This is a genomic window from Stenotrophomonas sp. YJH_SMC_40 (assembly GCF_059368615.1).
Genome location: NZ_JCAFRX010000005.1, coordinates 418,004 through 440,209, shown reverse-complemented (window position 1 = coordinate 440,209; position 22,206 = coordinate 418,004). Strand labels below are relative to the sequence as shown.

Here is a 22,206-nt window from a genome sequence, read left to right as displayed (position 1 = left end):
CGGTGCCGTAGGCGGCACGCTCAACAACACTGTAGGCGCCGTGGGTGGCGCACTGAATGGCACCGTAGGCAGCGTCGGTGGTGCGGTCGGTGGTGCCCTGAATGGCACGGTTGGCAGCGTGGGCGGCGCCGTAGGCGGCACGCTCAACAACACTGTAGGCGCCGTGGGTGGCGCACTGAACGGCACCGTAGGCAGCGTCGGTGGTGCGGTCGGCGGAGCCCTGAATGGCACGGTCGGCAGCGTCGGCGGTGCCGTAGGCGGCACGCTCAACAACACTGCAGGCGCCGTGGGCGGCGCACTGAACGGAGCCGTGGGCACCGTCGGTGGTGCGGTCGGCGGCGCCCTCAATGGCACCGTCGGCAGCGTGGGTGGCGCAGTCGGCGGCACGGTTGGCAGCGTCGGCACTGCGGTCGGCGGCACGCTCAACAACACCGTCGGTTCCGTCGGCGGTCTGCTCAATGGCGCCACCGGCTCCGGCACTGGCCTGGGTGGGCTGCTGGGCAACACGCTCGGCAACGTCGGCAGTGCCGTGGGCAACCTGCTCAACGGCAACCTCAATGGCACCCTCGGCAATCTGGGCAGCGCGGTCGGCGGCCTGGTCGGCGGCACGCTCGGTGGCCTCGGCCTGACCAAGCCCTCGGCGATCCCGCCCACCAGCCCGAAGGCGCCGGCTCCGGCCGATCCGAATGCGGGGTTGATCATCGGCACTGGCGGCCTGGTCGGCAATGTCGGGCAGCTGATCGGCCCGACCACCACCAGCCTGTTCGGTGGCAACGGCTACCTGAGCAACGGCAACCTCAAGCTCAGCAACGCCAACGTGATGCAGACCTACTCGACGGTCAATGTGCTGGGCCTGCCGGTGGTCAACCTGTCGCCGGTCGGCAGCACCCTCAACGGGCTGGGCGGTGCCGCTACCGGTGGCAGCTCGCACCTGACCCTGATCGGTGGCGTCACCTCCGACAGCTACATCTACAACATCAACAACGGCAATCCGGGTGGCCTGCTGGGCCTGCTGCTGCCGAAGGACTCGCCGGCGTGGGCCGCCAAGTGCCTGGACGTCGCCCTGGCTGACATCTCGTGCTGGGCCGTGAACGCCGCGCAGGACTACCAGGTGCTGATGGGCGATGGCGCCTTCGCCAACGGTTCGAAGGAAGTGGTGATCGGTGCCAATGCACGGCACGAACTGCCGAAGGTCGATGCCAACGTCGCCTTCCCGGGTGATGGGGTCAACGACCCGAGCAATCCGACCGGTGTACCGACCGCCGACTACGCTGCGCGCATGGGCCATTCGGTGATCGTCGGCGACAGTGCCGTCGGTACCGCAAACGGGCAGACCCTGCTCGGTGCTGAAGCCACCTCCAACCAGGCCAACTCGGTCGCACTGGGCTACCGCTCGGCCGCACTGCGCGGCGCGCAGGCCAGCTACAGTGCTTACGGCCTGACTGCTCCGCAGGTTTCGGCGGGCGAAGTGTCGGTGGGCACCGCCGGTGGTGGCGAGCGCCAGATCACCAACGTGGCTGCCGGTAGCGTCAACACCGATGCGGTCAACGTAGCCCAGCTGAAGGGCGCGATCAGCCTGATCAACGGCGTGGCCGATGCCGCCGTCACCTACGACCTGGATGCTGGCGGCAATCCGAACTACCGTCGTGTCACGCTTGGCGCGGGCACCGGCACCACCACCATCGGCAACCTGGCCGGCGGTGCGGTCACGGCAGGCAGCCTGGAAGCGGTCAATGGCGGCCAGCTGGCGGCGACCAATGCTGCCATCGCCAGCTTCTTCGGCGGCCGCGCGGCCTTCGATCCGGCCAGCGGCGCGTTCACTGCACCGCTGTTCGAGATCAGCACCATCTCCACCGGCGGCGCCATCGCCAAGGGCCTGTATGAGAACGCCACCGATGCTTTCGCCGCGGTCGACGGCTCGCTGGTCAATCTCAACACGCAGATCACCGATATCCGCAACGGTGGCACCAAGTACCTGCGGGTGAACTCGACCGGTACCGAGGCGCTGGCCACCGGCGCCGACTCGATCGCGGTCGGTACCAACGCCCGCGCCACCGCCGCCAACAGTATCGCGGTGGGTGCCGGCAGCCTGGCCGACCGTCCCAACAGCGTGTCCATCGGTGCGGCCGGTGCCGAACGCCAGGTCACCAACATGGCCGCCGGTACCGCCGCTACCGATGCGGTCAACCTGGGCCAGCTGCAGGCGTCGGAGCAGGGCGCCCTGCGCTATGACCTCAACGGCGACGGCAGCGTCAACTACGCCAGTGCCACGCTGGGCCAGAGCGGCACCGCCACCACGCTGCGCAACCTGGGCCCGGGCCAGGTCAGCGCCACCAGCAGCGAGGCCATCAACGGTGCCCAGCTGTTTGCGGCCAACCAGGCAGTTGCCACCCACCTCGGAGGTGGCGCGGCGGTCAACGCGAGCGGCGTGCTGACCGCACCGACCTACTCGATCAACAACGTCGCCGCCAACGGCACGATTACCAAGGGCAACTACAACGACGTCGGTACCGCCTTCGACGCGGTCAGCAATTCGCTGGCCAACGTTGCCGACCAGACCGGCGAGATCGACAAGCTGGCCGTGAAGTACGACGTCGACGCCAGCGGCAACGTGCTCAACCGCGTGACGCTGACGGGCACCGGCACCGGCGCGGTGAAGATCACCAACGTCGCCGCCGGCAGCATCCTGGCCGGCAGCAGCGATGCCATCACCGGCGACCAGCTGTTCAGCACCCACAGCACCATCGCCAACTACTTCGGTGGCACCACCGCCTACAACGGCACCACCAACGTGTGGACCGCGCCGAAGTTCAGCATCTCCAGCATCGCTACCGATGGCACTTTCACCAGCGGCGACTACAACAATGTCACCGCCGCCTTCACTGCGGTGGACGGCTCGCTGAAGGTCCTCAACCAGCGCATCACCAACGGCGGCGGTGGCAGTGCCTACCTGGCGGTGAACTCGACGGCAGCGGCCGCAACGGCGGCCGGGGCGGAGGCGGTGGCGGTCGGCCCGCAGGCCAGTGCGGCCGGTGCCAACAGCGTGGCGGTCGGCAACGGCGCCAGCGCCAGTGCCGGCAACAGCGTGGCACTGGGTGCAGGTTCGGTGGCCAGCGTCGGTGCGCAGAGCGGCTACACCGGTGCCTACGGCCAGACCGGTGCCAGCAACTCGGCCGGTGAGGTCTCGGTCGGCAGTACTGGCAGTGAGCGCAAGATCACGCATGTCGCCGACGGTTCCGATACGTACGACGCAACCAATGTCGGCCAGCTGAAGAACGGCGTGAACTACGCCATCGACGAGTCGAAGAAGTACACCGACCAGAAGATCCAGAACATCACCAACGTAGCCGGCAGCTTCCGCGCCAACAACACCAACAACCTGGCCGACCCGTCCGCCAGCGGTGCCAACTCGGCCGCCGGTGGTGCAGGCTCAACCGCAGCCGGCGCCAACTCGACCGCGCTGGGCAATGGTTCGCAGGCGCAGGCCGACAACTCGGTGGCGCTGGGTGCGGGTTCGGTGGCGAACCGGGCCAACACGGTCTCGGTGGGTGCCGCTGGTGCCGAACGCCAGGTGGTCAACGTGGCCGACGGTTCGCAGGCCACCGATGCGGTCAACGTACGCCAGCTGCAGGCCTCGCAGCAGGGCACGATCCGCTACGACACCACGGTGAACGGTGCGACCAACTACAACAGCGTCACCCTGGGCAGCACCAACAGCGGCCCGACCACGGTGCGCAACGTCGCCGCCGGCACCGCCGGTACCGACGCGGTCAACGTGGACCAGCTGAAGTCGGGCATGGCGCAGACCCTGGATTGGTCGAAGGCGTACACCGACGAGCGCATGGGCGGCTTCGAGCGCGACCTGCGCAAGACCGACAACCGCGCGTCGGCCGGTATCGCGTCGGCGATGGCCACCGCAGCGCTGCCGCAGCCCAGCGAAGCGGGCCGCAGCATGGCCTCGGTCGCCGCTGGCAGCTACAACGGCGAGTCGGGCGTGGCGATCGGTATCTCCGGTGTCTCTGAAGGTGGTCGCTGGATCTACAAGTTCAGCGGCTCCACCAACAGCCGTGGCGAGGCCGGTGTGGCCGTCGGTGCCGGCATCCAGTGGTGATCCCCGCGGCCGGGCCGCACGCGCGGCCCGGCATCGCGGAAACGTCCAAAGGGGGGAATGACATGAAACAGCATCGCATCGCCCGCACCGGCCAGATGGCCGCAGTGCTGGGCCTGGTCCTGGGGATGGGCCTGCTGGCCGCCTGCCGCAGCCATGCGCCGGCCGCCGACCGTCCTGCCGACACCACCGCCGTGCAGTTCCCGGAGGCGTCGAAGGCTTCGTTGAAGGAGGGCATCTATCCCGACGTCGCCGACCTGCGCAGATTCGCGCCGGGCATGAGCAAGCGGCAGCTGTATACCTTGCTGGGCACGCCGCACTTCAACGAAGGCATGTGGGGCGTGCGCGAGTGGAACTACCTGTTCAACTTCCGCACCGCGCAGGGCGCGGAGTATTTCACCTGCCAGTTCCAGGTGCGCTTCGACAGCAAGGGCATCGCCCAGGGGGGCTACTGGAAGCCGGAGTCGTGCGCGGCGGTGATCGAACCGCCACGGCCACCGGCGCCGCCTGCACCGGCACCGCTGCCGGAGCAACCCCTGCGGCTGTCGGCCGACGCGCTGTTCGGATTCGACAGCGCGGTACTCAGCGCCGAAGGCCAGCAGGCGGTGCAGGGCATCCTGGCGCAGGTGCGCGAGGCTGCGCAGGTGCAGTCGATCCGGGTGACCGGGTACACCGACCGTATCGGCAGTGCCAGCTACAACCAGACCCTGTCGCAGCGACGTGCCGAGGCCGTACGCAGCGCGCTGGTGCAGGGCGGGGTGCCTGCGGCCAGCATCAGCGCCGAAGGGCGGGGCGCAGCCGAGCCGATCGTGCAGTGCGAGCAGCGCAATCGGCGCGAGCTGATCGCCTGCCTGGCGCCGAACCGTCGCGTGCAGATCGCTGGGATCGCCCAACCGCGCTGAGAGTCCCGCACCGGGGCCATGCCCCGGTATCCCGAGTCCCCCCTGACCGTCGGCAGGACGTGGTTACGTCTCCCCCGTTGACCACGCCTGCCGGCGGCTCAGGTTTCCCATGGTGCACGCGATGAACGCTCAATTCCTGCCTCTTTCCATGAAGACGGAAACCACACTCAGCGTGTACGGCCAGCTCGGCAACCATGCCGTGGTACGCATTCCCGGGCGGCGCCTGCCGGGGCTGATCCTGCAGGCAGACACCGTGGCGGGGTTCCTGGCCCAGCTGCAGGAAGCCCAGGCCTGCCTGCGCAGTGGCCGCGCACAGCGTACCGACGACGAGCTGGACATGCTGATCGACGTGCTGCAGCAGTGGTATGCGCTGATCGAATCGCGCCTGGCCGACGCCGGCGAGGCGCTGTAGGGAAAAAGGGGACGGAGGGGATTAAGTCGTTTCCGGCACACTCGGGGCAAGAGCGACTTAATCCCCTCCGTCCCCTTTTCCTAGCCGCGGGCGCGGACCAGCCAGCAGGCGGCATCCACGCGTACGCGGTCGCCCTCGATGAACGGGGTGAATGCCGCTACCGCCTTGTTCCGGAGCGAGGTGGCCCGGTCTTCGGGCAGATTGCGCAGTGCCAGGCCCAACGGGCCCAGCTGGCCGACATAGGTCGGCAGGTCTTCGCGGGCGAGCGAGCAGGGCAGGTCGACCGCAACAACCTCCACGTCATTCCAGCCGGCGGCCTGCAGCAGGTGCTGCACACGCTCGCCATCGGCAAAGGCGAACTGGCCCGGTGCGCCGGGCGCGCGGGGCGGAAGATCCAGTGCATCGCCGATGGCGCGCTCGGCCGTTGTCATGAACGGGTTCTCCGCTGCGCTGCGCCAGGCGATGAAACGCAGGCCGGCACCCGGTCGCGCGGCACGGTGCAGGTTGGCGAAGGCGGCCTGGCTGTCTTCGAAGAACATCACACCCAGCCGCGATTGGATCCAGTCGAAGTGCGCGGTGGGCAGCGGATGCTGCTGTGCGTCGGCGACGATGAAGTCTGCGTCCAGTCCTGCCGCCTCGGCGCGTTGACGGGCCAGCGCCAGCATCGGCGCGGAGATGTCCAGGCCGGTGCAGTGCGCCGACGGGCGTGCGGCGGCTGAGGCCAGCAGGCTGGCACCGGTCCCGCAGCCTACATCCAGCAGTTGCGTGACGGTGTCGGGCAGTTCGTCGACCAGCAGGTCGGCCAGGGGTTGGAACAGGCCGTCGAGGATGGCCTGCTGCGCAACCCAGATCTGACCGCCGGGGCCGTTCCACAGCGCGTTCTGATCAACGGGGGATGTACTGGTCATGGTCTTGCCTTGCGGGGAAGTCGCCCATAGGTTGGCGCTTGAAGGTCACTTGAGGTCAAGCCCGTGCGTGAACTGGATATCGGCGAGGTGGTCAAGCGCAGTGGCGTGCCGGCCTCGACCCTGCGCTACTACGAACAGCTTGGGCTGCTGCAGGCACTGGGCCGTCGCGGCCTGCGCCGGCAGTACGACGAGCGCGTGCTGGAACGGCTGGCGCTGATCGGTCTTGGCCAGGCGGCCGGATTGTCGCTGCAGCAGATCGGGTTGTCGCTGCCGCCGCAGGATGGATGTATCTCGCTGGACCGTGAGGCGCTGCTGGCACAGGCCGATGTGCTCCAGCGGCAGATCACCCAGTTGCAGCGGGTGCGCCGGCACCTGCAGCGCGCGGCGGCCTGCCCGGAAGCGCAGGACGCGCGGCAGTGCGGTTCATTCCGCAAGCTGCTGCGCGCACAGCAGCGCATGGCGGGTGGGTGAGAGAAGCATCCACGCATGGCGTGGATCTACTTCACCTCGACCTCGGTAGATCCACGCCATGCGTGGATGAATCAATCGCGGGTGCTGACTTCCCAGGTGGCATGCAGCACGCCCGGCACCTGCTCCATCCGCGCCAGCACCACATCCAGTTCATCGGCACTCACGGCGGTACTGACCAGCACCGCGATCACATCGGTGGGCGCGTCGGCATGTTCGACCACCTGCACATCACCGACCGGATACTGCGCCGCTTCCAGCGCATCGACCAACCGCTCGCGCACCCGCGGCACGGCGTCGGCATCCACGCTCAGGCGCACTTCGTAGGTGGCTTCGGTGGCGGCCTCGTTGATCGGGATGCGGTTGATCGCATTGACCAGCGGCCGCAGCAGGGTGTTGCCGGCGATGATCAGCACGGTCAGCAGCACGCCTTCGGCCAGCATGTCCGCGCCGGTGCAGCTGCCCACCGCCGCCGAGCACCACAGGGTGGCGGCGGTGTTGAGGCCGCGAACGTTCATGCCTTCCTTCATGATCACGCCGGCACCGAGGAAGCCGACGCCGGAGACCACGTAGGAGATCACCCGTACCGCCTCGGCGCTGCCGGCGATGCGCATGCCGAGGTCGACGAAGGCTGCGGCGCCGACGGCGACCAGCACGTTGGTGCGCAGGCCGGCGGTGCGTTGCCGGTACTGGCGCTCGGCGCCGATCAGCGTGCCCAGCACGAAGGCGGCCAGCAGGCTCACCACGGTGTCGGCGAAGGGACCGGCCTGGAAGGTCTCAATGAAGCGCATGGCCGGAGTCTACCCGGTCATGGTGACAGTAGATCCACGCCATGCGTGGATTTCCAGCGGTCCACGCCACGCGTGGTTAGTCAGGTACCAGAAACGACTTAATCCCCTCCGTCCCCTTTTTGCGGGGTCAGTCGGTGTCCTCGACGCGCTCGCCCATCAGTTCGCGCTGGCGCTTGTCCAGTTCCTCGGCGTAGCGCTTGCGTACGAAGGCTTCGGAGACCACGCCCAGCACCAGGCCGTCGGCGGCGACCACGGCCAGTTCGTCGGCCTGGGTCTGGTCGAAGCGCTGCATCACGCTGACCACGTCCGCGGCCGGCGACAGCGACACACCACGGTTCTCGGCCAGCTCGCCGATCGTGGTTTCCGGCTTCACGCCGTCGCCGTAGACGCGCGGAATCTGCACGATGCCGGCGTAGTGGCCTTCGCTGTCGATCAGGATCACCCGGCTGCCCGAGCCCAGCGGGAAGCGCTGGCGGAACGCGGCGGCATCGAGATCGGCCGGCGCGGTGGCCACGCCCTTGCGCATCAGCCGGCCGGCGTTGAGGTTCTGCACCCAGCCGACGTCGCGGGCGCTCTTGATGGTCTCGCCGCGCAGGTGCATGCGCCAGGTCGAGAACGAGTAGCCGAACCACTGCCGTACCAGCGTGCTGGACACCAGCACCGCGCTCATCACCACGCTGGTCAGCAGGAAGTCGTGGGTGCCTTCCAGCACCAGCATGGCCATGGTCATGGGCGCGCCGACCACCGCCGCAGCCAACGCTGCCATGCCGGCCAGCGCAGCGGACGTGGCGTCGACCACCGGCACGCCGGTGGCCATCGCCAGCAGGCCGGCGAACAGGGCGCCGACCAGGGTGCCCATGAACAGCGAGGCGAAGAACAGGCCGCCACGGAAACCAAACCCGAGAGAGATGCCGGAGGCCAGGCACTTCAGGGTCAGCAGGCCGCCGATCCAGATCAACGGCAGGTGGGTAGTCAGGTCCAGGTGCAGCGCGCCATGGCCGGACGAGAGCACCTGCGGGCTGGCCAGGGCCAGCGGGATCAGCAGCAGGCCGCCCACCACCGGGCGACCCCACAGCGGCAATGGACTGCGCTTGACCGTGCCTTCGATCGAAGCGATCAGGCGCATGATGACAATGCCGACCATCGCGCAGCAGCAGCCGAGCAGGCCGTAGATGGCGTAGTCGGCGGCACGCACGTCGATGGTAGAGGCAGCGGGCAGCAGGTAGGCCTCGATGCCAGCCTGGTCGGCCACGAACGCACCGGCCAGCGCGGCGACGGCCACCGGTGCCAGTGCGGCCGGGGTGTAGGCGCCAATGACGATTTCGAAGGCATAGAACGCACCAGCGAATGGCGCACCGAAGGCGGCGGCGATGGCACCGGCGGCACCGGCACCGACCAGGATGCGCACGTCGTTGCGACGCAGGCGCATCACCCGGCCCAGCTGCGAGCCGCTGCCGGCACCCATCTGCGTATACGAAGCCTCCAACCCGACCGAGGCGCCGCAGCCATTGGACAGCAGGGTCTGGGTCAGCACGATCAGATTGTCGCGCATCGACATGCGGCCGCCATGCAGGGCATTGGCTTCCACCGCATCGAGCAGGGGGCGCTTAAGCCGCGTCGCCGCCAGGCTGACCAGGCCGACCAGCAGCCCGCCCAGTGGCAGCACCAGCAGCGCGGTCCAGGTCAGCGAGGGCAGGGAGCTCAGGCGCATGCCTTCGTCCAGCCCATACAGCGTGCCCTGCAACCAGCGCGCGATGCCCGACTGCAGCAGGGTCAGGTAGCCGGCGATCAGGCCGACCAGCAGCGCCAGTGCGATGAACCACAGATCACTGCCACGCAGTCGCAGGCGCAGGCCCTGGAAGGCCAGATGCAGGCGCGATGGCAAAGCAGACGGTGACATGGTGGCGGCATGATACGCTGCCACCGTGATCGCCACCGTCACTGCATCGGGCGATTACCGCTTCAGAAGCGGTAGTGGCCCTGCACGTAGAAGGTACGCGGCGCGGCCACCATGCGGCCGGCGTTGCCATCGACATTGCGGGTGTACCAGCGCTTGTCGGCCAGGTTGTTCACGCCCAGTGCGATCTCGCTGTCACCCAGTCCCGGCACCTGCCAGGCCACCTGCGCGTTCCACAGGCGAACACCCGGCACGCGGCCCACGCGCGCATCGGCGCTCTCGGCCCAGGTGTTGGCGGCGTCGGCGTACTGGCCGCTCTGGTGGGTGCTGGAGACATTGAAGGTCCAGCCGGCCAGTGCGTAGCGGGCGCCGACGCTGTCGGTGTCGCGCGCGTAGAAGGGCACGTCCAGGCCACGGTTGTCGCCGGACTGCTGGATCGCCTTGGTCCAGGTGTAGTTGGCGTACAGCTCCAGCCCGGCCAGCGCGCTGTCCTCGGCGAAGCGGTATTCCAGTGCGCTCTCCACACCCTTGTGATCGGTGGCGCCGATGTTCTGGAAAGTCGGCGGAGTGATCCCCGGCACCTGCAGGATCTGGTTGTCGAAGCGCATCTTGAACACGGTTACTTCCGCGCGCAGTGCACCGTCCTGCCAGCGCGCACCGAGTTCGGTGGTCTTGGCGATTTCCGGGTTCAGCGGATTGCTGGCGGTCTGCGAATTCAGCTGGATGTTCTGCACCGGCCCGAACGAGGTGGTGTAGTTGCCGAACACGGTCAGCTGCGGGGTCAGCAGGTAGGCGATGTTGAGCGAGGGCAGGGCCTTGTCGTTGCGGCTGCTGAAGGTCGCCGTGCCACCGGCCTGGCGGCGGTCCATGTCGATCCATTCCATGCGCACGCCCGGGGTGATCCGCCACTGGCCGATCGCAATGCGGTCGTCGATGTAGAACGCGTGGGCGTCGGTGGCGTTGTCGAAGCGGTTGGTGGCGCTGGCCACGCCGGTGCGGCGGGTGACGGTGTAGCTGCGGTCGTTGCCACGTTCGCGCAGGAAGCGGTAGCCGGCGGTGATGTCGTGCACGCTGGCGCCCCAGTGCAGGCGCTGGGTGTAGCGCGGCTCGATGCCGAGCACGCGGTAGTCACGCGGCTGCACGGTCAGCTGGGTGTTGGCGGCGTTGATCAGCGAGCTGGCGCGGCTGCTTTCGTTGTAATAGGCCAGCACCTCGAACTCGCTGTTGGCCGACAGCGTGTTGGTGTAGCCCAGGTCGATGCCGGTGCGGTGGCCCTTCCAGAAATCGGTGGGGCGGGTGTTCTGGAACGGATCGGCCTGGTACTGGGCGCGGGTCAGGCCGCCCGGGGTCAGCGAACGCACATCGTAGTAGGACAGTTTGGCGCGCAGTTCCTGCTGTTCGTCGATGGCATAGGCGAACTTCAGCGCGAGGTCGTTGAAGCGGTCATCGCTGCCCTGGCGCCAGCCACGCCCGTCCTGGCCGGAGTAGAGCAGCGCCGCGCCGAGGCCGTTGCCGCCGGTGCCGCCGAGGAAGGCGTTGTACTGGGTGCTGTCACCGCCGCCATGGTCGTAGGCGCTGTAGCGCACACCCGCTTCGCCGTGCAGGCCCGCGCCGGTCGGAATGGCGCGGGTGCTGAAGTTGATGATGCCGCCCACGTTCTGTGGGCCGTAGCGCACCGCGCCGCCGCCGCGCACCACGTCGATCGATTCGATGTTGGACAGGCTGGTCGGTGCGAACGACAGCTGTGGCTGGCCATACGGCGCCACCGCCAGCGGCACGCCGTCCAGCAGTACGGTCGAGCGCGGCGAGTAGCGCCCGGTCAGGCCGCGCACGCCGATGTTCAGCGAGACCGAGCTGCCGGCCGTGCCGGAGTTGTCGGTGACCTGCACGCCGGGGATGCGGCGCATGGCATCGCCGATGCTGGCCGCGCCGCTGGCCTCGATGCGCTGGCGGTCGACCACCGTGCGCGCGCCGGCGAAGCTCTTGACGCTGTCATGCAGGCCGGTGCCCAGCCAGCTGCCGGAAACCTGGATGCTGTCCAGCGTGGTGGCGCCGTCCTGGGCGAAGGCACGGGTGGCCGGGAGCAGGCACAGGGCGAGGGCGGCAGCCAGGGACAGGCGGGCCGGTTGCAGGGCGTGAATGGGCATCGGTGCGGGTTGTGGAAGGTCGTAAATGAGAATTATTGCTGATTCCATTCGCTATTGGAATGCGCCTCCGGTTCATGCCGATGCCCCGGTGGTAGAGTGGGCGATTGCTTCCTGACTCGCTGAGATCCGCCATGTCCCAAGCTGCTTTCTACCCCGTCGGAACCCCTGGCCAGCCGTGGGGAGCGGCGGAGCGGGAGGCGTGGCGTGGCCGCCAGCAGCGCCTGCGTCGCTATGACGAAGAGGTGCTGCCGCGCATCGAGGCGTTGGCTTCGCGCTTTGACAAGGTGGCCTACGGCCAGCTCGACTACGCGGGCGAGACCTACACCTTGTTCGCCCTGCGCAGCCGCGACTGGAACCCGGCGCTGCCGGCTGCCCTGGTCACCGGTGGCGTGCACGGCTATGAGACCAGCGGCGTGATGGGCGCGCTGGAGTTCCTCGAAAAGCACGCCGCCGACTATGCCGGCAAGGCCAACCTGCTGGTGACGCCGTGCGTGAATCCGTGGGGCTTCGAGCGCATCAACCGCTGGAACTTCGATGCGATCGACCCGAACCGCAACTTCCGCGCCGACGGCCCGGCCCGCGAATCGACCGCCGTCATCGAACTGATCGCGCCGTACAAGGGCCAGTTCGTGCTGCACATCGACCTGCACGAAACCACCGACAGCGACGAGAGCGAGTTCCGCCCGGCGCTGGCCGCGCGTGACGGCAAGCCGTTCGAGCCGGGCCTGATTCCCGATGGGTTCTACCTGGTGGACGACAGCGAGAACCCACAACCGGCCTTCCAGCAGGCGGTCATCGCCGCGGTGGAGAAGGTCACCCACATCGCGCCGGCCGACGACAAGGGCGAGATCATCGGTTCGCCGGTGGTGGCCCATGGCGTGATCGAGTACCCGCTGGTGAAGCTGGGCCTGTGCGCCGGCATTACCGGTGCGAAGTACACCACCACCACCGAGGTCTACCCGGACAGCCCGCGGGCAACCCCGCAGCAGTGCAACGACGCGCAGGTGGCGGCGGTGTGCTCGGCGCTGGACTACGCGCTCGCCCATCGTTGATCGGCAGTGCCGGCCGCTGGTCGGCAACCACGGGACACTGGGATTGCCGGCCAGCGCCCGGCACTACCTCATCCAAGCGCGTCGGCCCACCATAGTGCGGCCGGTCCGGGAGGCGTGTCGCGACGCCACAGCAGTGCAACGACGCGCAGGTGGCGGCGGTGTGCTCGGCGCTGGATTACGCGCTCGCCCATCGTTGATCGGCAGTGCCGGCCGCTGGCCGGCAACCACGGGACACTGGGATTGCCGGCCAGCGGCCGGCACTACCTCATCCCAGTGCGTCGGCCCACCACAGTGCGGCCGGTCCCGGCGGGGTGTCGCGACGCCACAGCAGTGCAACGACGCGCAGGTGGCGGCGGTGTGCTCGGCGCTGGACTACGCGCTCGCCCATCGTTGATCGGCAGTGCCGGCCGCTGGCCGGCAACCACGGGACACTGGGATTGCCGGCCAGCGGCCGGCACTACCTCATCCAAGCGCGTCGGCCCACCATAGTGCGGCCGGTCCGGGAGGCGTGTCGCGGCGCCACAGCAGGTCGCTGTGGATGCGCCGCGGCCACCCGGGCAGGGTCAGTTCCACCAGTTGCCCGCGGTCGTAGCGTTGCACCAGCGCGCGGGGCAGCTCGGCCCAGCCGATGCCGTCCTCGGCCATCTCCATCACCATCAGGTAGTCGGTGGCGGTCCAGGCCAGGCCGGTGACCACGCGGGACTGATCGACCTCCGCGCTCAGGCGCACCTGCCGATGCCGCGCCAGTTGTGCGGCGGCGCGACGCCCGGCGCTGGCCAGCGGATGGTCGCGCGCCACGTACACCGACAGTTCGCTGTGGTGGGCCAGCGGCCGGGCCATCAGGCCATCTGGATAGTGTTCCTGTCGCGGCAGCAGGCCCAGTGCGGCGCGGCCGCTTCCGACCAGCTCCAGCACGTCCTCACCCTCCGCATCCAGCCATTCCAGTTCGATCTCCGGGAACGCCTCGGAGAAGCGCTGCAGGATCCGCTGTTCGGGATCGAGCTGATAGACATCGGAGAACACCACGGTCAGTCGCGCTTCGACCGGTGCGGCCAGGCGCACGCTCAACTGTTGCAGGCGCGCATCGGCAGCCAGGATCTCCTGCGCGTGCCCCAGCACCTGGCGCCCGGCCTCGGTCAGCTGCGGGTAGCGCCCGCTGCGATCGAACAGGCTCACGCCCAGGTCGGTTTCCAGGTGGGCAATGGCGGTACTGACCGTCGACTGGGTCTTGCGCAGCCGTCGCGCGGCGGCCGAGAACGAGCCCAGCGCCGCGGCTTCCACGAAGGCCTGCAGGGATTCAGGGGAGTAGGGCATATATCCATCGCTCCTGTCGATGGAATCCATTTTGATTCCACCGTAAAAGGCGATGATACTGGCCGCCGTCGCCCCTGTCTGCGGGGCGTTCCGGACCCTCCACGCATGCCGTGGATCCATTGATGAGGCGGCGTGGTCCCCGCCCTGCAAGGAGCTTCACATGTCCCGTACTGTTCCCGCCCGTGGCGCGCTGGTCGCCTGGGCCTGCCTGACCGTGGCGATCGTCGCCGAAGTGGTCGGCACCTCGTTCATGGCCCATGCCGCCCGCGATGGCGGCTGGACCGGCTACCTGATCATGGCCGGCGCACTGGCGCTGTCCTACTTCTTCCTGGCGCAGTCGGTGCGCCGCATCGCCGTGGGCGTGGCCTACGCAGTGTGGGAAGGCCTGGGCCTGACCCTGCTGACCGTAGTCGGCCTCACCGTGTTCGGTGAGAGCCTGTCGCTGCAGCAGCTGGCCGGCCTGGTGCTGGCAGTGGTCGGCATCGTCTGCGTCACCCTCGGGGAGGCGCACTGATGAACACCCTGGCTCTGTTTTTCGTGATCTGTTCGGCGCTGATCGACGTCGCCGCCAACATGATGGTGGCCAAGTCGGAGGGGTTCCGTCGTTGGCGCTGGGGCGTCGGTGCGATCGTCATGGTCTGGATCGCCTTTGCCCTGCTGGGCCAGGCCGTGCGCTACATGGACCTGGCCACCGCGTATGCGATGTGGGGAGCCATCGGTGTGATCGGCACCGCCACCTGCGGTCGCCTGTTGTTCGGCAACCGCCTGCGTCCGATCGGCTGGATCGGCATCGCATTGGTGACCGTCGCGGTGCTGCTGCTGAGTACCGCGAAGTAACGCGTCGCCGTGCCAACCAAGGTTGGCACCTACCAGTGCTGAGTCGCTGTGCCAACCAAGGTTGGCACCTGCCAGAGCGTGAGCCGCCGCAAGCAAGCGCCCCGGGAATGATCTCCCCGGGGCGTTGCTGTTTCTGCCGCAGTTAGAAACGTGCGGTGAAGTTCAGCCGCGTGGTGCGGCCCGGGCCCGGCATCAGGCTCATCGCCAGCGTGTCCATGTAGTAGGTGTTGCGCAGGTTGCTGACCACCAGTTCCACTTCGGCCTTCGGGGTGAACTGCCAGCGCGCATAGAAGTCATAGATCGCGGTCGGCAGGTAGATGTTCTGCAGGCCGGTCGAGCCGGTGGTGTTCCAGGGCTTGTCCAGTTCATGGGTAGGGCCGCTGTTGTAGGTGCGGCGGATGCCGGTATCCAGTCGCTTGTCGAACAGGCGGAAGCCCAGCGTGCTGTGGATCGAGTACTTCGGCGGGTTCTGCGCGTTGACGAACGAGGTGCCGAAGCCGCCGTCCACGCAGTCCGGCGTGGTGTCCAGCTTGCTCCATTTCGCATACGGGTCTTCGCGCAGGCGTTTGGCAGTGGCCGCATCGCAGGTGCGCGCGCGCTGGTAATAGCTGGCCGACAGGTCCAGGTAGGCAATGCCGGCGTCATAACCGGACTGCAGCTCGTAGCCCGACACCGTGTAGTTGTCGACATTGTCGACGTAGAAGGCCCAGTTGCTGGAATCGAAGCGGCGGGTGATGGCGTTGTCGATATCGTTCTTGAACCAGGCCACCTTGAACGCCAGCCGGTCACCGTCGCGCCACAGGTCCTGCTTCAGCAGGCTGAAGCCGATGTCCCAGGAGCGGTTCTTTTCCGGCTTCAGGTCGGCCACCGGCGCCGAGGTGCTGTTGCCCAGCGTCGATTCGAACAGACTGGGCATCTTCCAGCCCTGCGCGTACTTCACGTAGAAGAACATGTCCGCGTCGAGGTTGAAGCGCGCTTCTGCATAGGGCGCAACGCCGTGGCCGGAGCGACGGATCGCCGGCTTGTAGCCCCAGGCGGTGGGAATCTGCTTGGTATGGAAGCCGTTGGCACCGCGCGGGTCACGGATGAAGCCGTCGAAGTCGTAGGTCTGGCCCAGCGTGCTGTCGCCATAGGGCGTGGCGCGCAGCGAGTCATACGTATAGTTGCCCTGCGCATCCGGGTACCACTCCTTGTACCAGCCTGGCAGCAGCTGGCCGCCCTTGCTCAGGCGCGCGAAGGTATAGCGCAGGTCACGCGATTCACTGACGAAGGCCACGCGGTTGCGGTCGCGGGTGCGGTAGTCGATGAAGCGGCCGCCTGCGGTCAGCGACAGCCAGTCCCACGGCTGCCATTGCAACGACGCCACCACGCTGGCCTCGCGGCGCGTGCCCGATCGCAGGTAACGGTTGTTGTTGTAGTCCACCGGCAGCACCGGTGAGTTCGGTGCGGTGTCTTCGTGCTGGAAGGACGCGCCATAGCGCAGCGTCCAGTCGCCCAGATCGTTGCTGAAGCGGGTGGTGTTGCTGCTGTCCAGGCCCCAGCGCCGGGTCTTCACGTCCGACTGCAGGCCCGGGCCGTAGGTCTCGCCCAGCGTGTCGGGCATCTGGTCGTTGGGCACGTCCTTGAACAGCGGCGTGTTGGCGATGTTGCTGTTGAACATGCGGCTGGTGGCGGTGGTGAACCACAGCGTGCTGCTCAGGTCCAGCCACGGGTGCGCCTCGGGGCGGTAACGATGGCGAAACGAGGTGGCGTTGACCCGCATCTTCCCGGGCTCGAACTGGAACATGGTGTTGGCCTTGTCCACGTAGGTCACCCATTCGTTGGACTCGCCCACGCGGCCGATCGCCGACGGCATGATTTCGCCGAAGCTGGAGTTGAAGAAGCGGTGGCTCAGCTCCATGCGCTGGTCCGGGTTGGGCGTCCAGGTGAACTTCAGCAACGCCGATTCGTTTTCGGTGTGGGTGTTCAGGACTTCATCGCCCGGGTGGTACAGCTTGGAAACGGCCTGGCTGGACATGCCGGTACCGCCGCTGGACAGGTGCTGGTCGTCGTAGCGGTGGGCGCCGTTGCTGCCGGCGAAGTAGTTGCCCTGGCGGCGCCGTGCGTAGGCTGCGACAAGCTGCCAGTCTTCGCCGCGCTGGGCGAAGGCGACGCTGCCGTTCCAGTCGCGCGGGTCGCGCAGGCTGTTGCGGTTGTCGCTGCCACGCGCGATCTGCTTGAAGGTGCGGGTGCGGTCGATGCTGTTGTCGGCCACGCCGCCACGCACGCGCAGCCCCCAGCCCTGGCCGTCGTCGAGGATGTCCTCGGCCTTCAGCGTTTCCATGTAGACCACGCCACCGATCGCGCTGGCGGCATTGGCGGCCAGGCTCGGCCCCTTCTCGATGCTGATCGCGCTGATCAGGTCCGGGTCCAGGTAGCTGCGCTGCTGCACGCCGGCATAGCCGCGGTACACGTCGATGGCCTGCTGGCCACCATCAATGATCACCGGCACCCGGTTCTGGCCCTGCAGGCCGCGGATGTTGACGTCCAGCGCACCACCATTGCGTACGTCTCCGGTGTGCACGCCGACTGCGCCGGCCAGCACATCGCCGATCGACTGGCCGCGGAAGCGTTCCAGCTGCTGGTGGTCCAGATGCACGCGCGAGCCGCTGTCGCGGTAAACGGCATCGGCATCGGCCAGGCCCCACGGCGAAGCGCCGTCGCCGGCCTGGCCGGCCACACGCAGGGTGCCGATCTGGCGCACGCCGGCGTCGGTGGCGGGGGCGGCCTGCAGCACCACGCCGCTGGCATCACGCTGGAAGGTCAGGCCAGTACCGGCCAATACCTCCGCCAGCGCGGCCTCGGTGTTGAGCGAGGCCTGCACGCCACCGCTGTGCCGCCCGCGGGTCAGGCGCGCATCGGCAGCGATGGACAGGCCGGACTGCTGACCGAACGCGGTCAAGGCCTGGTCGAGCGGACCGGCCGGGATCTGCCAGCGAAAGGCGGCGGCAGCATCCTGTGCGTGGGCGGCGGCCGGCAACAGGCACGGCGTGGCCAGGGCCAAGCACAGCGCGATGGCAAGCGGGCGAGGGGAAGGGCAGGGTCGTTTCATGGGGGCGGCAACATCCGCAATGGGTTCCCTTGTAGTGCCCGCCGAGCGCGCAGAAAGGGAACCGCGATTTCAACGCGGACGCACAACGGTCCACCATGGCCAGCGCTGCTCGATGCGGATCGGCAGGGCGCGCGCCAGCAATTTCAGGGCCTGCAGGCTGTCCAGGCGCGGCAATACCGCGGTGACATTCAATGCGGACAGTGCCGGATCACAGCCCAGATAGCCCCGATGGTGACGGGCCAGTTCGTCGATCACCAGGATCAGTTGCGTGTCCTGCACCTGCAGGCGTCCGTCCTGCCAGTCGCCGCGCAGAGGATCGGCAGCGACCGTTGTGAGTCCCCCCATCGGTCCGATCTGCAGCGCACTTCCCGCAGGCACATCCAGCGCCGCGCCGAACATCGGCAGGCACCGCACCACGCCTTCGAACACGTCCAACCGGCTGTCCTGCGCTTCGCGGCCGACCGCGAAGCGTGTGCCGATCGGCTGCAGGCGCGCGCCGGGTACATGCACGCTCAGGGGCAACCCGACGAATGCGGGGTGGTGGCCGGTCTGCAGCAGCAGTTCGCCGCGCAGCAGATGCAGGGCGCGGTTGCCGTTGCCGATGTCGACGGTCACTTCGCTGCCGGCGTTGAGCCACAGCTGGCTGCCATCGGCCAGCGTCCAATGACCGGTGCGCCCGGCAGCGGTGCGTTGCGTCTGCAGGTGGCGCTGCGCCTGCAGCCCGTGCAGGCCGAGAAGCGAGACCGCACCGATGCCGAGGGCGCCACCGAGACTGCGAAGCGCGCGCCGGCGGCGATGGCCGGCGGCATCGAGCGCCGTTGCTGCGGCCGGTGCCGACAGCGGGGCGAACGACTGCCAGACCGCCTCGACCCGGCGCCAGGCGTCGGCGTGACCGGCGTCGGCCTGCAGCCACGCACGCCAGTGTTGCTGGTCGTCGTCGCTCCAGCCCTGTTGGCGCAGCGCGAACCACTCTGCCGCCTGCTCCAGCGCCGGGCCGGCCACTGCCGCGCTCATGCCGCCGCGTCGCCGGACAGGCGCAGGCAATGCAGCATCGCCTGCGCCATGTACTTCTTGACCATGCGCTCGGACACGCCCAGCTGTTGGCCGATCTCCGCATAGCCCAGTCCGGACAGCCGGGCCAGCAGGAAGGCACGCCGTGGCCGCTCGGCCAGCCCGCATAGCATGTCAGCGATGGCATGCAGCAGCTGCAGCGCCTGCGTACGTTCCTCCGCAGAGGGATGCACCGGCTCCGGTTGTGCGGCCAGCGCGGTCAGATAGGCGCGCTCCAGGTCCGCGCGCTGCCAGTGGTTGACCAGCAGCGCGTGCGCGATGGTGCTGAGATAGGCGCGCGGCAGGCGCAGTTCGGACGGATCGACGCGCCGGCTGAGCAGGCGCAGGAAGGTGTCCTGGGTCAGATCGGCGGCGCAGTCGGCGTTGTGGGTGCGGCGGCGCAGCCAGCCCAGCAGCCAGCCATGGTGTTCGCGGTAGAACCCCGCCAGCGCGGTGCTGGAGGCGGCGGGCACGGCCATCGGCACGGGTCATTAATGAGAATGATTCCCATTATAGGGTGATCGGGCGGCGCACGACAAATCCTGCGCATGCCGCAGCAGGAGAGATCGCCGGATTTGCGATGCCCGGCGTGCTCGCCGACACTGCGGCTTTCCACAAGGAGTGCCCGCATGTTCAGCCACATCACCGTAGGAACGAACGACATGGATGCCGCGCGCCGCTTCTACGATGCCCTGTTCGCCGCGATGGGGGCACGTCCGGGTGTGTTCGACGAAAAGGGTCGGCTGCTGTACTTCAAGGATGGGCGGATGTTCGGCGTCACCGCGCCCATCGATGGGCAGCCTGCATGCCATGCCAACGGCGGCACCATTGGTTTCACCCTCGACAGTGCCGAGGCCGTGCGCGGTTGGCAGGATGCTGGCGTGGCCCATGGCGGTACGGCCATCGAAGACCCGGCTGGCATCCGCAGCATCGCCGGGCGCCAGCTGTTCCTGGCCTACCTGCGCGATCCGGATGGCAACAAGCTGTGCGCGGTACATGTGATGTCGTGATTGGACAGTACGCGCGTGGCCGCGATGCACGCGGTCCGCGCGCGGCTGCGCTCGCAGATATGCTTCGGCGCGCGCGTGATAACACGGAATGGCGGGCCGGGCCTGTGACCACAGGCCGCAACTTCATGCTCTGTCCACTGCGGTTCAGCCAGAATTGGTCGGCTAACCCTTTGATCTACCGGAGAACGCCGCCCCATGGATGTACTGGAGCCGCAACAATCCCCGGTGCGCACCCTTCGGCCTGTGTTCGCCTTCGCGGCGATCGTTGTCGTGGCGTTCGCGCTGTTCGTCAGCCTGTTCCCGCTCGGTGCGGGCCGCCTTCTGGTCAAGGCGCAGGACTGGGCCGCACTCAATGTCGGCTGGTACTACCTGCTGGCGATGACCCTCTACCTGGTGTTCGTGGTGGGGGTGGCGCTGTCCAAATACGGTGGCATCAAGCTCGGCGCCGACCATGACGAGCCGGAGTTCAGCTACCTCTCCTGGGCCGGCATGCTGTTCGCCGCCGGCATCAGCATCACCCTGTTCTTCTTCTGTGTTTCCGAACCGCTGACCCACTACCTGCAGCCGCCGCAGGGCGATCCGGCCGCGGGCGAGGCCGGCGCACGCCAGGCCATGCAGCTGCTGTTCCTGCACTGGGGCCTGCATGGCTGGGGCGTGTTCGCGCTGGCGGCGATGGCGATGGCCTACTTCGCCTACCGTCACAACCTGCCGCTGGCGCTGCGTTCGGCGCTGTATCCGCTGATCGGCAAGCGCATCAACGGCCCGATCGGCTACACCGTGGACGCGCTCGGCATCGTTGCCACCGTGTTCGGCATTGGTGCCGACATGGGCTTCGGCGTGCTGCACCTCAACGCGGGCCTGTCGCACCTGTTCAACATCCCGCACTCCAACCTGGTGCAGATCATCCTGGTGGTCAGCATGATGGGCGCGGCGGTGGCCGTGGCGGTTTCCGGCGTGGAGAAGGGCGTGCGCTGGATGGCCAACATCAACATGCTGCTGGCGATCGCGCTGGTGCTGTTCATGCTGTGCGCCGGCCCCACCCAGTACCTGCTCAGCACGCTGATGCAGAACCTGGGCGACTACCTGGGCAGCGTGGTCGGCAAGAGTTTCGATGTGTATGCCTATGGCGGCCGGCCGGAATGGCTGGGTGGCTGGACGGTGTTCTACTGGGCCTGGTGGATCGGCTGGGCGCCGTTCGTCGGCCTGTTCATCGCGCGCATCTCGCGTGGCCGCACCATCCGCGAATTCGTGTTCGGCGTGCTGCTGATTCCGCTGGGCTTCACCCTGGCGTGGCTGTCGATCTTCGGCAACAGTGCGCTGGACCAGGTGCTGCACCACGGCCAGCAGCAACTGGCACAGCTGGCGGTGGATGATCCACCGACAGTGCTGTATGCACTGCTGGATGGCTACCCGTGGAGCCGCACGGTGATCGCGGTGACGGTGCTGGTCAGCTTCATCTTCTTTGTGACGTCGGCCGACTCGGGGGCAGTGGTGTTGTCCACGCTGTCCTCGCACGGCGGTGCGCCGGAGGATGATGGTCCGCGTTGGCTGCGCGTGTTCTGGGGCACGGTGATCGCGGTCCTGACTGCTGGGCTGCTGCTGGCTGGCAGCATCGATGCGCTCAAATCTGCAGTGGTATTGGCCTCGCTGCCGTTCTCGGCGGTACTGCTGCTGATGATGTGGGGCCTGACCCGCGCCTTCAGTGACGAATCGCACCGCAAGCGCGCGCTGCAGTACCGGCCATCGCCGCTGATCGGCGACGATCGCCATCACCAGGGCTGGCGCCAGCGCCTGAGCCAGGCCATGCACTTCCCGGTGCGCGACCAGGTCTATCGCTTCATGGACGACACGGTGAAGCCGGCGATGGAAGCGGTGGCCGAGCAGCTGCGCGGGCAGGGCTGGGATGTATCCACCCGCTTCGAGGCCGGCGACATGGAGCTGACGGTGAACCACGGCGAGCAGCAGGACTTCCTGTACCGGGTGATCCTCAGCGGCTACCTGACCCCGTCGTTCGCCGCCCAGCAGCTGCGCAACCAGCGCTACTACCGCGCCGAGGTGCACTTGTTCGAAGGCAGCCAGGACTACGACCTGGTGGGCTACAGCCGCAAGCAGATCATCAACGACATCATCAGCCAGTACGAACGGCACCTGCAGTTCCTGCACCTGAGCCGGTGATGCACGACCGCCGGGCATTCCCCCGGCGGTCGGTGGATTCGATG

Annotated in this window: 17 protein-coding genes; 9 read left to right on the top strand and 8 right to left on the bottom strand. The window is 67.9% G+C overall.

Annotated features, from left to right (window positions below; translation table 11 throughout):
* The 3 genes from AC5P6X_RS12535 to AC5P6X_RS12525 form a co-directional block, all read left to right on the top strand.
* The coding region (locus AC5P6X_RS12535; RefSeq protein ID WP_495215488.1) for a YadA family autotransporter adhesin at positions 1-4,111 on the top strand (4,111 nt) is incomplete at its 5' end.
* A gap of 62 nt (positions 4,112-4,173) precedes the next feature.
* The gene (locus AC5P6X_RS12530; protein ID WP_005409988.1) at positions 4,174-5,010 is read left to right on the top strand and encodes an OmpA family protein; all 837 of its coding nucleotides are present in this window, start codon (positions 4,174-4,176) and stop codon (positions 5,008-5,010) included.
* Between the two features lie 121 nt (positions 5,011-5,131).
* Positions 5,132-5,422, top strand: a complete 291-nt coding sequence (locus tag AC5P6X_RS12525) for a DUF6959 family protein (protein ID WP_495215487.1) — start codon at positions 5,132-5,134, stop codon at positions 5,420-5,422.
* An 80-nt stretch (positions 5,423-5,502) separates the two neighbouring features.
* Here AC5P6X_RS12525 and AC5P6X_RS12520 read toward each other — a convergent pair whose 3' ends face one another.
* Positions 5,503-6,330: a class I SAM-dependent methyltransferase gene (locus tag AC5P6X_RS12520; RefSeq protein ID WP_099604938.1), complete on the bottom strand. Its 828-nt coding sequence runs from the start codon at positions 6,328-6,330 to the stop codon at positions 5,503-5,505.
* 63 nt (positions 6,331-6,393) lie between these two features.
* Here AC5P6X_RS12520 and AC5P6X_RS12515 point away from each other — a divergent pair, with 63 nt between their 5' ends.
* On the top strand, positions 6,394-6,801 hold the full coding sequence (locus tag AC5P6X_RS12515) for a MerR family transcriptional regulator (protein WP_005413733.1): 408 nt from the start codon (positions 6,394-6,396) through the stop codon (positions 6,799-6,801).
* 71 nt (positions 6,802-6,872) lie between these two features.
* Here AC5P6X_RS12515 and AC5P6X_RS12510 read toward each other — a convergent pair whose 3' ends face one another.
* From AC5P6X_RS12510 to AC5P6X_RS12500, 3 genes are all read right to left on the bottom strand, one after another.
* Positions 6,873-7,589, bottom strand: a complete 717-nt coding sequence (locus tag AC5P6X_RS12510) for an MgtC/SapB family protein (RefSeq protein ID WP_005416969.1) — start codon at positions 7,587-7,589, stop codon at positions 6,873-6,875.
* A gap of 127 nt (positions 7,590-7,716) precedes the next feature.
* A complete protein-coding gene (locus AC5P6X_RS12505) occupies positions 7,717-9,489 on the bottom strand; it encodes a chloride channel protein (RefSeq protein WP_234411843.1) in 1,773 nt (590 codons plus the stop codon).
* Between the two features lie 62 nt (positions 9,490-9,551).
* Positions 9,552-11,633: a TonB-dependent receptor family protein gene (locus AC5P6X_RS12500; RefSeq protein ID WP_099604936.1), complete on the bottom strand. Its 2,082-nt coding sequence runs from the start codon at positions 11,631-11,633 to the stop codon at positions 9,552-9,554.
* Between the two features lie 131 nt (positions 11,634-11,764).
* Between AC5P6X_RS12500 and AC5P6X_RS12495 the strand changes: the two genes are divergently transcribed.
* Complete coding sequence (locus AC5P6X_RS12495; protein WP_005409981.1) at positions 11,765-12,685, top strand: M14 family metallopeptidase; 921 nt, start codon at positions 11,765-11,767, stop codon at positions 12,683-12,685.
* Positions 12,686-13,147: 462 nt separating this feature from the next.
* Here the strand turns inward: AC5P6X_RS12495 and AC5P6X_RS12490 are convergent, their stop codons facing one another.
* On the bottom strand, positions 13,148-13,999 hold the full coding sequence (locus AC5P6X_RS12490; protein WP_049396525.1) for a LysR family transcriptional regulator: 852 nt from the start codon (positions 13,997-13,999) through the stop codon (positions 13,148-13,150).
* A gap of 160 nt (positions 14,000-14,159) precedes the next feature.
* Here AC5P6X_RS12490 and AC5P6X_RS12485 point away from each other — a divergent pair, with 160 nt between their 5' ends.
* Both AC5P6X_RS12485 and AC5P6X_RS12480 read left to right on the top strand, forming a co-directional pair.
* Positions 14,160-14,513, top strand: coding sequence for an SMR family transporter (locus AC5P6X_RS12485; protein ID WP_010485170.1), 354 nt, complete (start codon positions 14,160-14,162; stop codon positions 14,511-14,513).
* On the top strand, positions 14,513-14,836 hold the full coding sequence (locus tag AC5P6X_RS12480; protein WP_012480533.1) for a DMT family transporter: 324 nt from the start codon (positions 14,513-14,515) through the stop codon (positions 14,834-14,836). Before AC5P6X_RS12485 ends, AC5P6X_RS12480 begins: the two co-directional genes overlap by 1 nt.
* A 142-nt stretch (positions 14,837-14,978) precedes the next feature.
* Here the strand turns inward: AC5P6X_RS12480 and AC5P6X_RS12475 are convergent, their stop codons facing one another.
* The 3 genes from AC5P6X_RS12475 to AC5P6X_RS12465 form a co-directional block, all read right to left on the bottom strand.
* Positions 14,979-17,927, bottom strand: a complete 2,949-nt coding sequence (locus AC5P6X_RS12475) for a TonB-dependent receptor (RefSeq protein ID WP_329757294.1) — start codon at positions 17,925-17,927, stop codon at positions 14,979-14,981.
* A gap of 69 nt (positions 17,928-17,996) precedes the next feature.
* The gene (locus tag AC5P6X_RS12470) at positions 17,997-18,941 is read right to left on the bottom strand and encodes a FecR family protein (RefSeq protein ID WP_049451630.1); all 945 of its coding nucleotides are present in this window, start codon (positions 18,939-18,941) and stop codon (positions 17,997-17,999) included.
* Positions 18,938-19,456, bottom strand: a complete 519-nt coding sequence (locus AC5P6X_RS12465) for a sigma-70 family RNA polymerase sigma factor (RefSeq protein ID WP_049451628.1) — start codon at positions 19,454-19,456, stop codon at positions 18,938-18,940. The genes AC5P6X_RS12470 and AC5P6X_RS12465 overlap by 4 nt, the downstream gene beginning before the upstream one ends.
* Positions 19,457-19,606: 150 nt before the next feature.
* Here AC5P6X_RS12465 and AC5P6X_RS12460 point away from each other — a divergent pair, with 150 nt between their 5' ends.
* Both AC5P6X_RS12460 and betT read left to right on the top strand, forming a co-directional pair.
* Positions 19,607-19,987, top strand: coding sequence for a VOC family protein (locus AC5P6X_RS12460; RefSeq protein WP_187757559.1), 381 nt, complete (start codon positions 19,607-19,609; stop codon positions 19,985-19,987).
* 195 nt (positions 19,988-20,182) lie between these two features.
* The gene (betT, locus tag AC5P6X_RS12455; RefSeq protein ID WP_187757560.1) at positions 20,183-22,162 is read left to right on the top strand and encodes a choline BCCT transporter BetT; all 1,980 of its coding nucleotides are present in this window, start codon (positions 20,183-20,185) and stop codon (positions 22,160-22,162) included.
* The last annotated feature ends 44 nt before the right edge of the window (positions 22,163-22,206 follow it).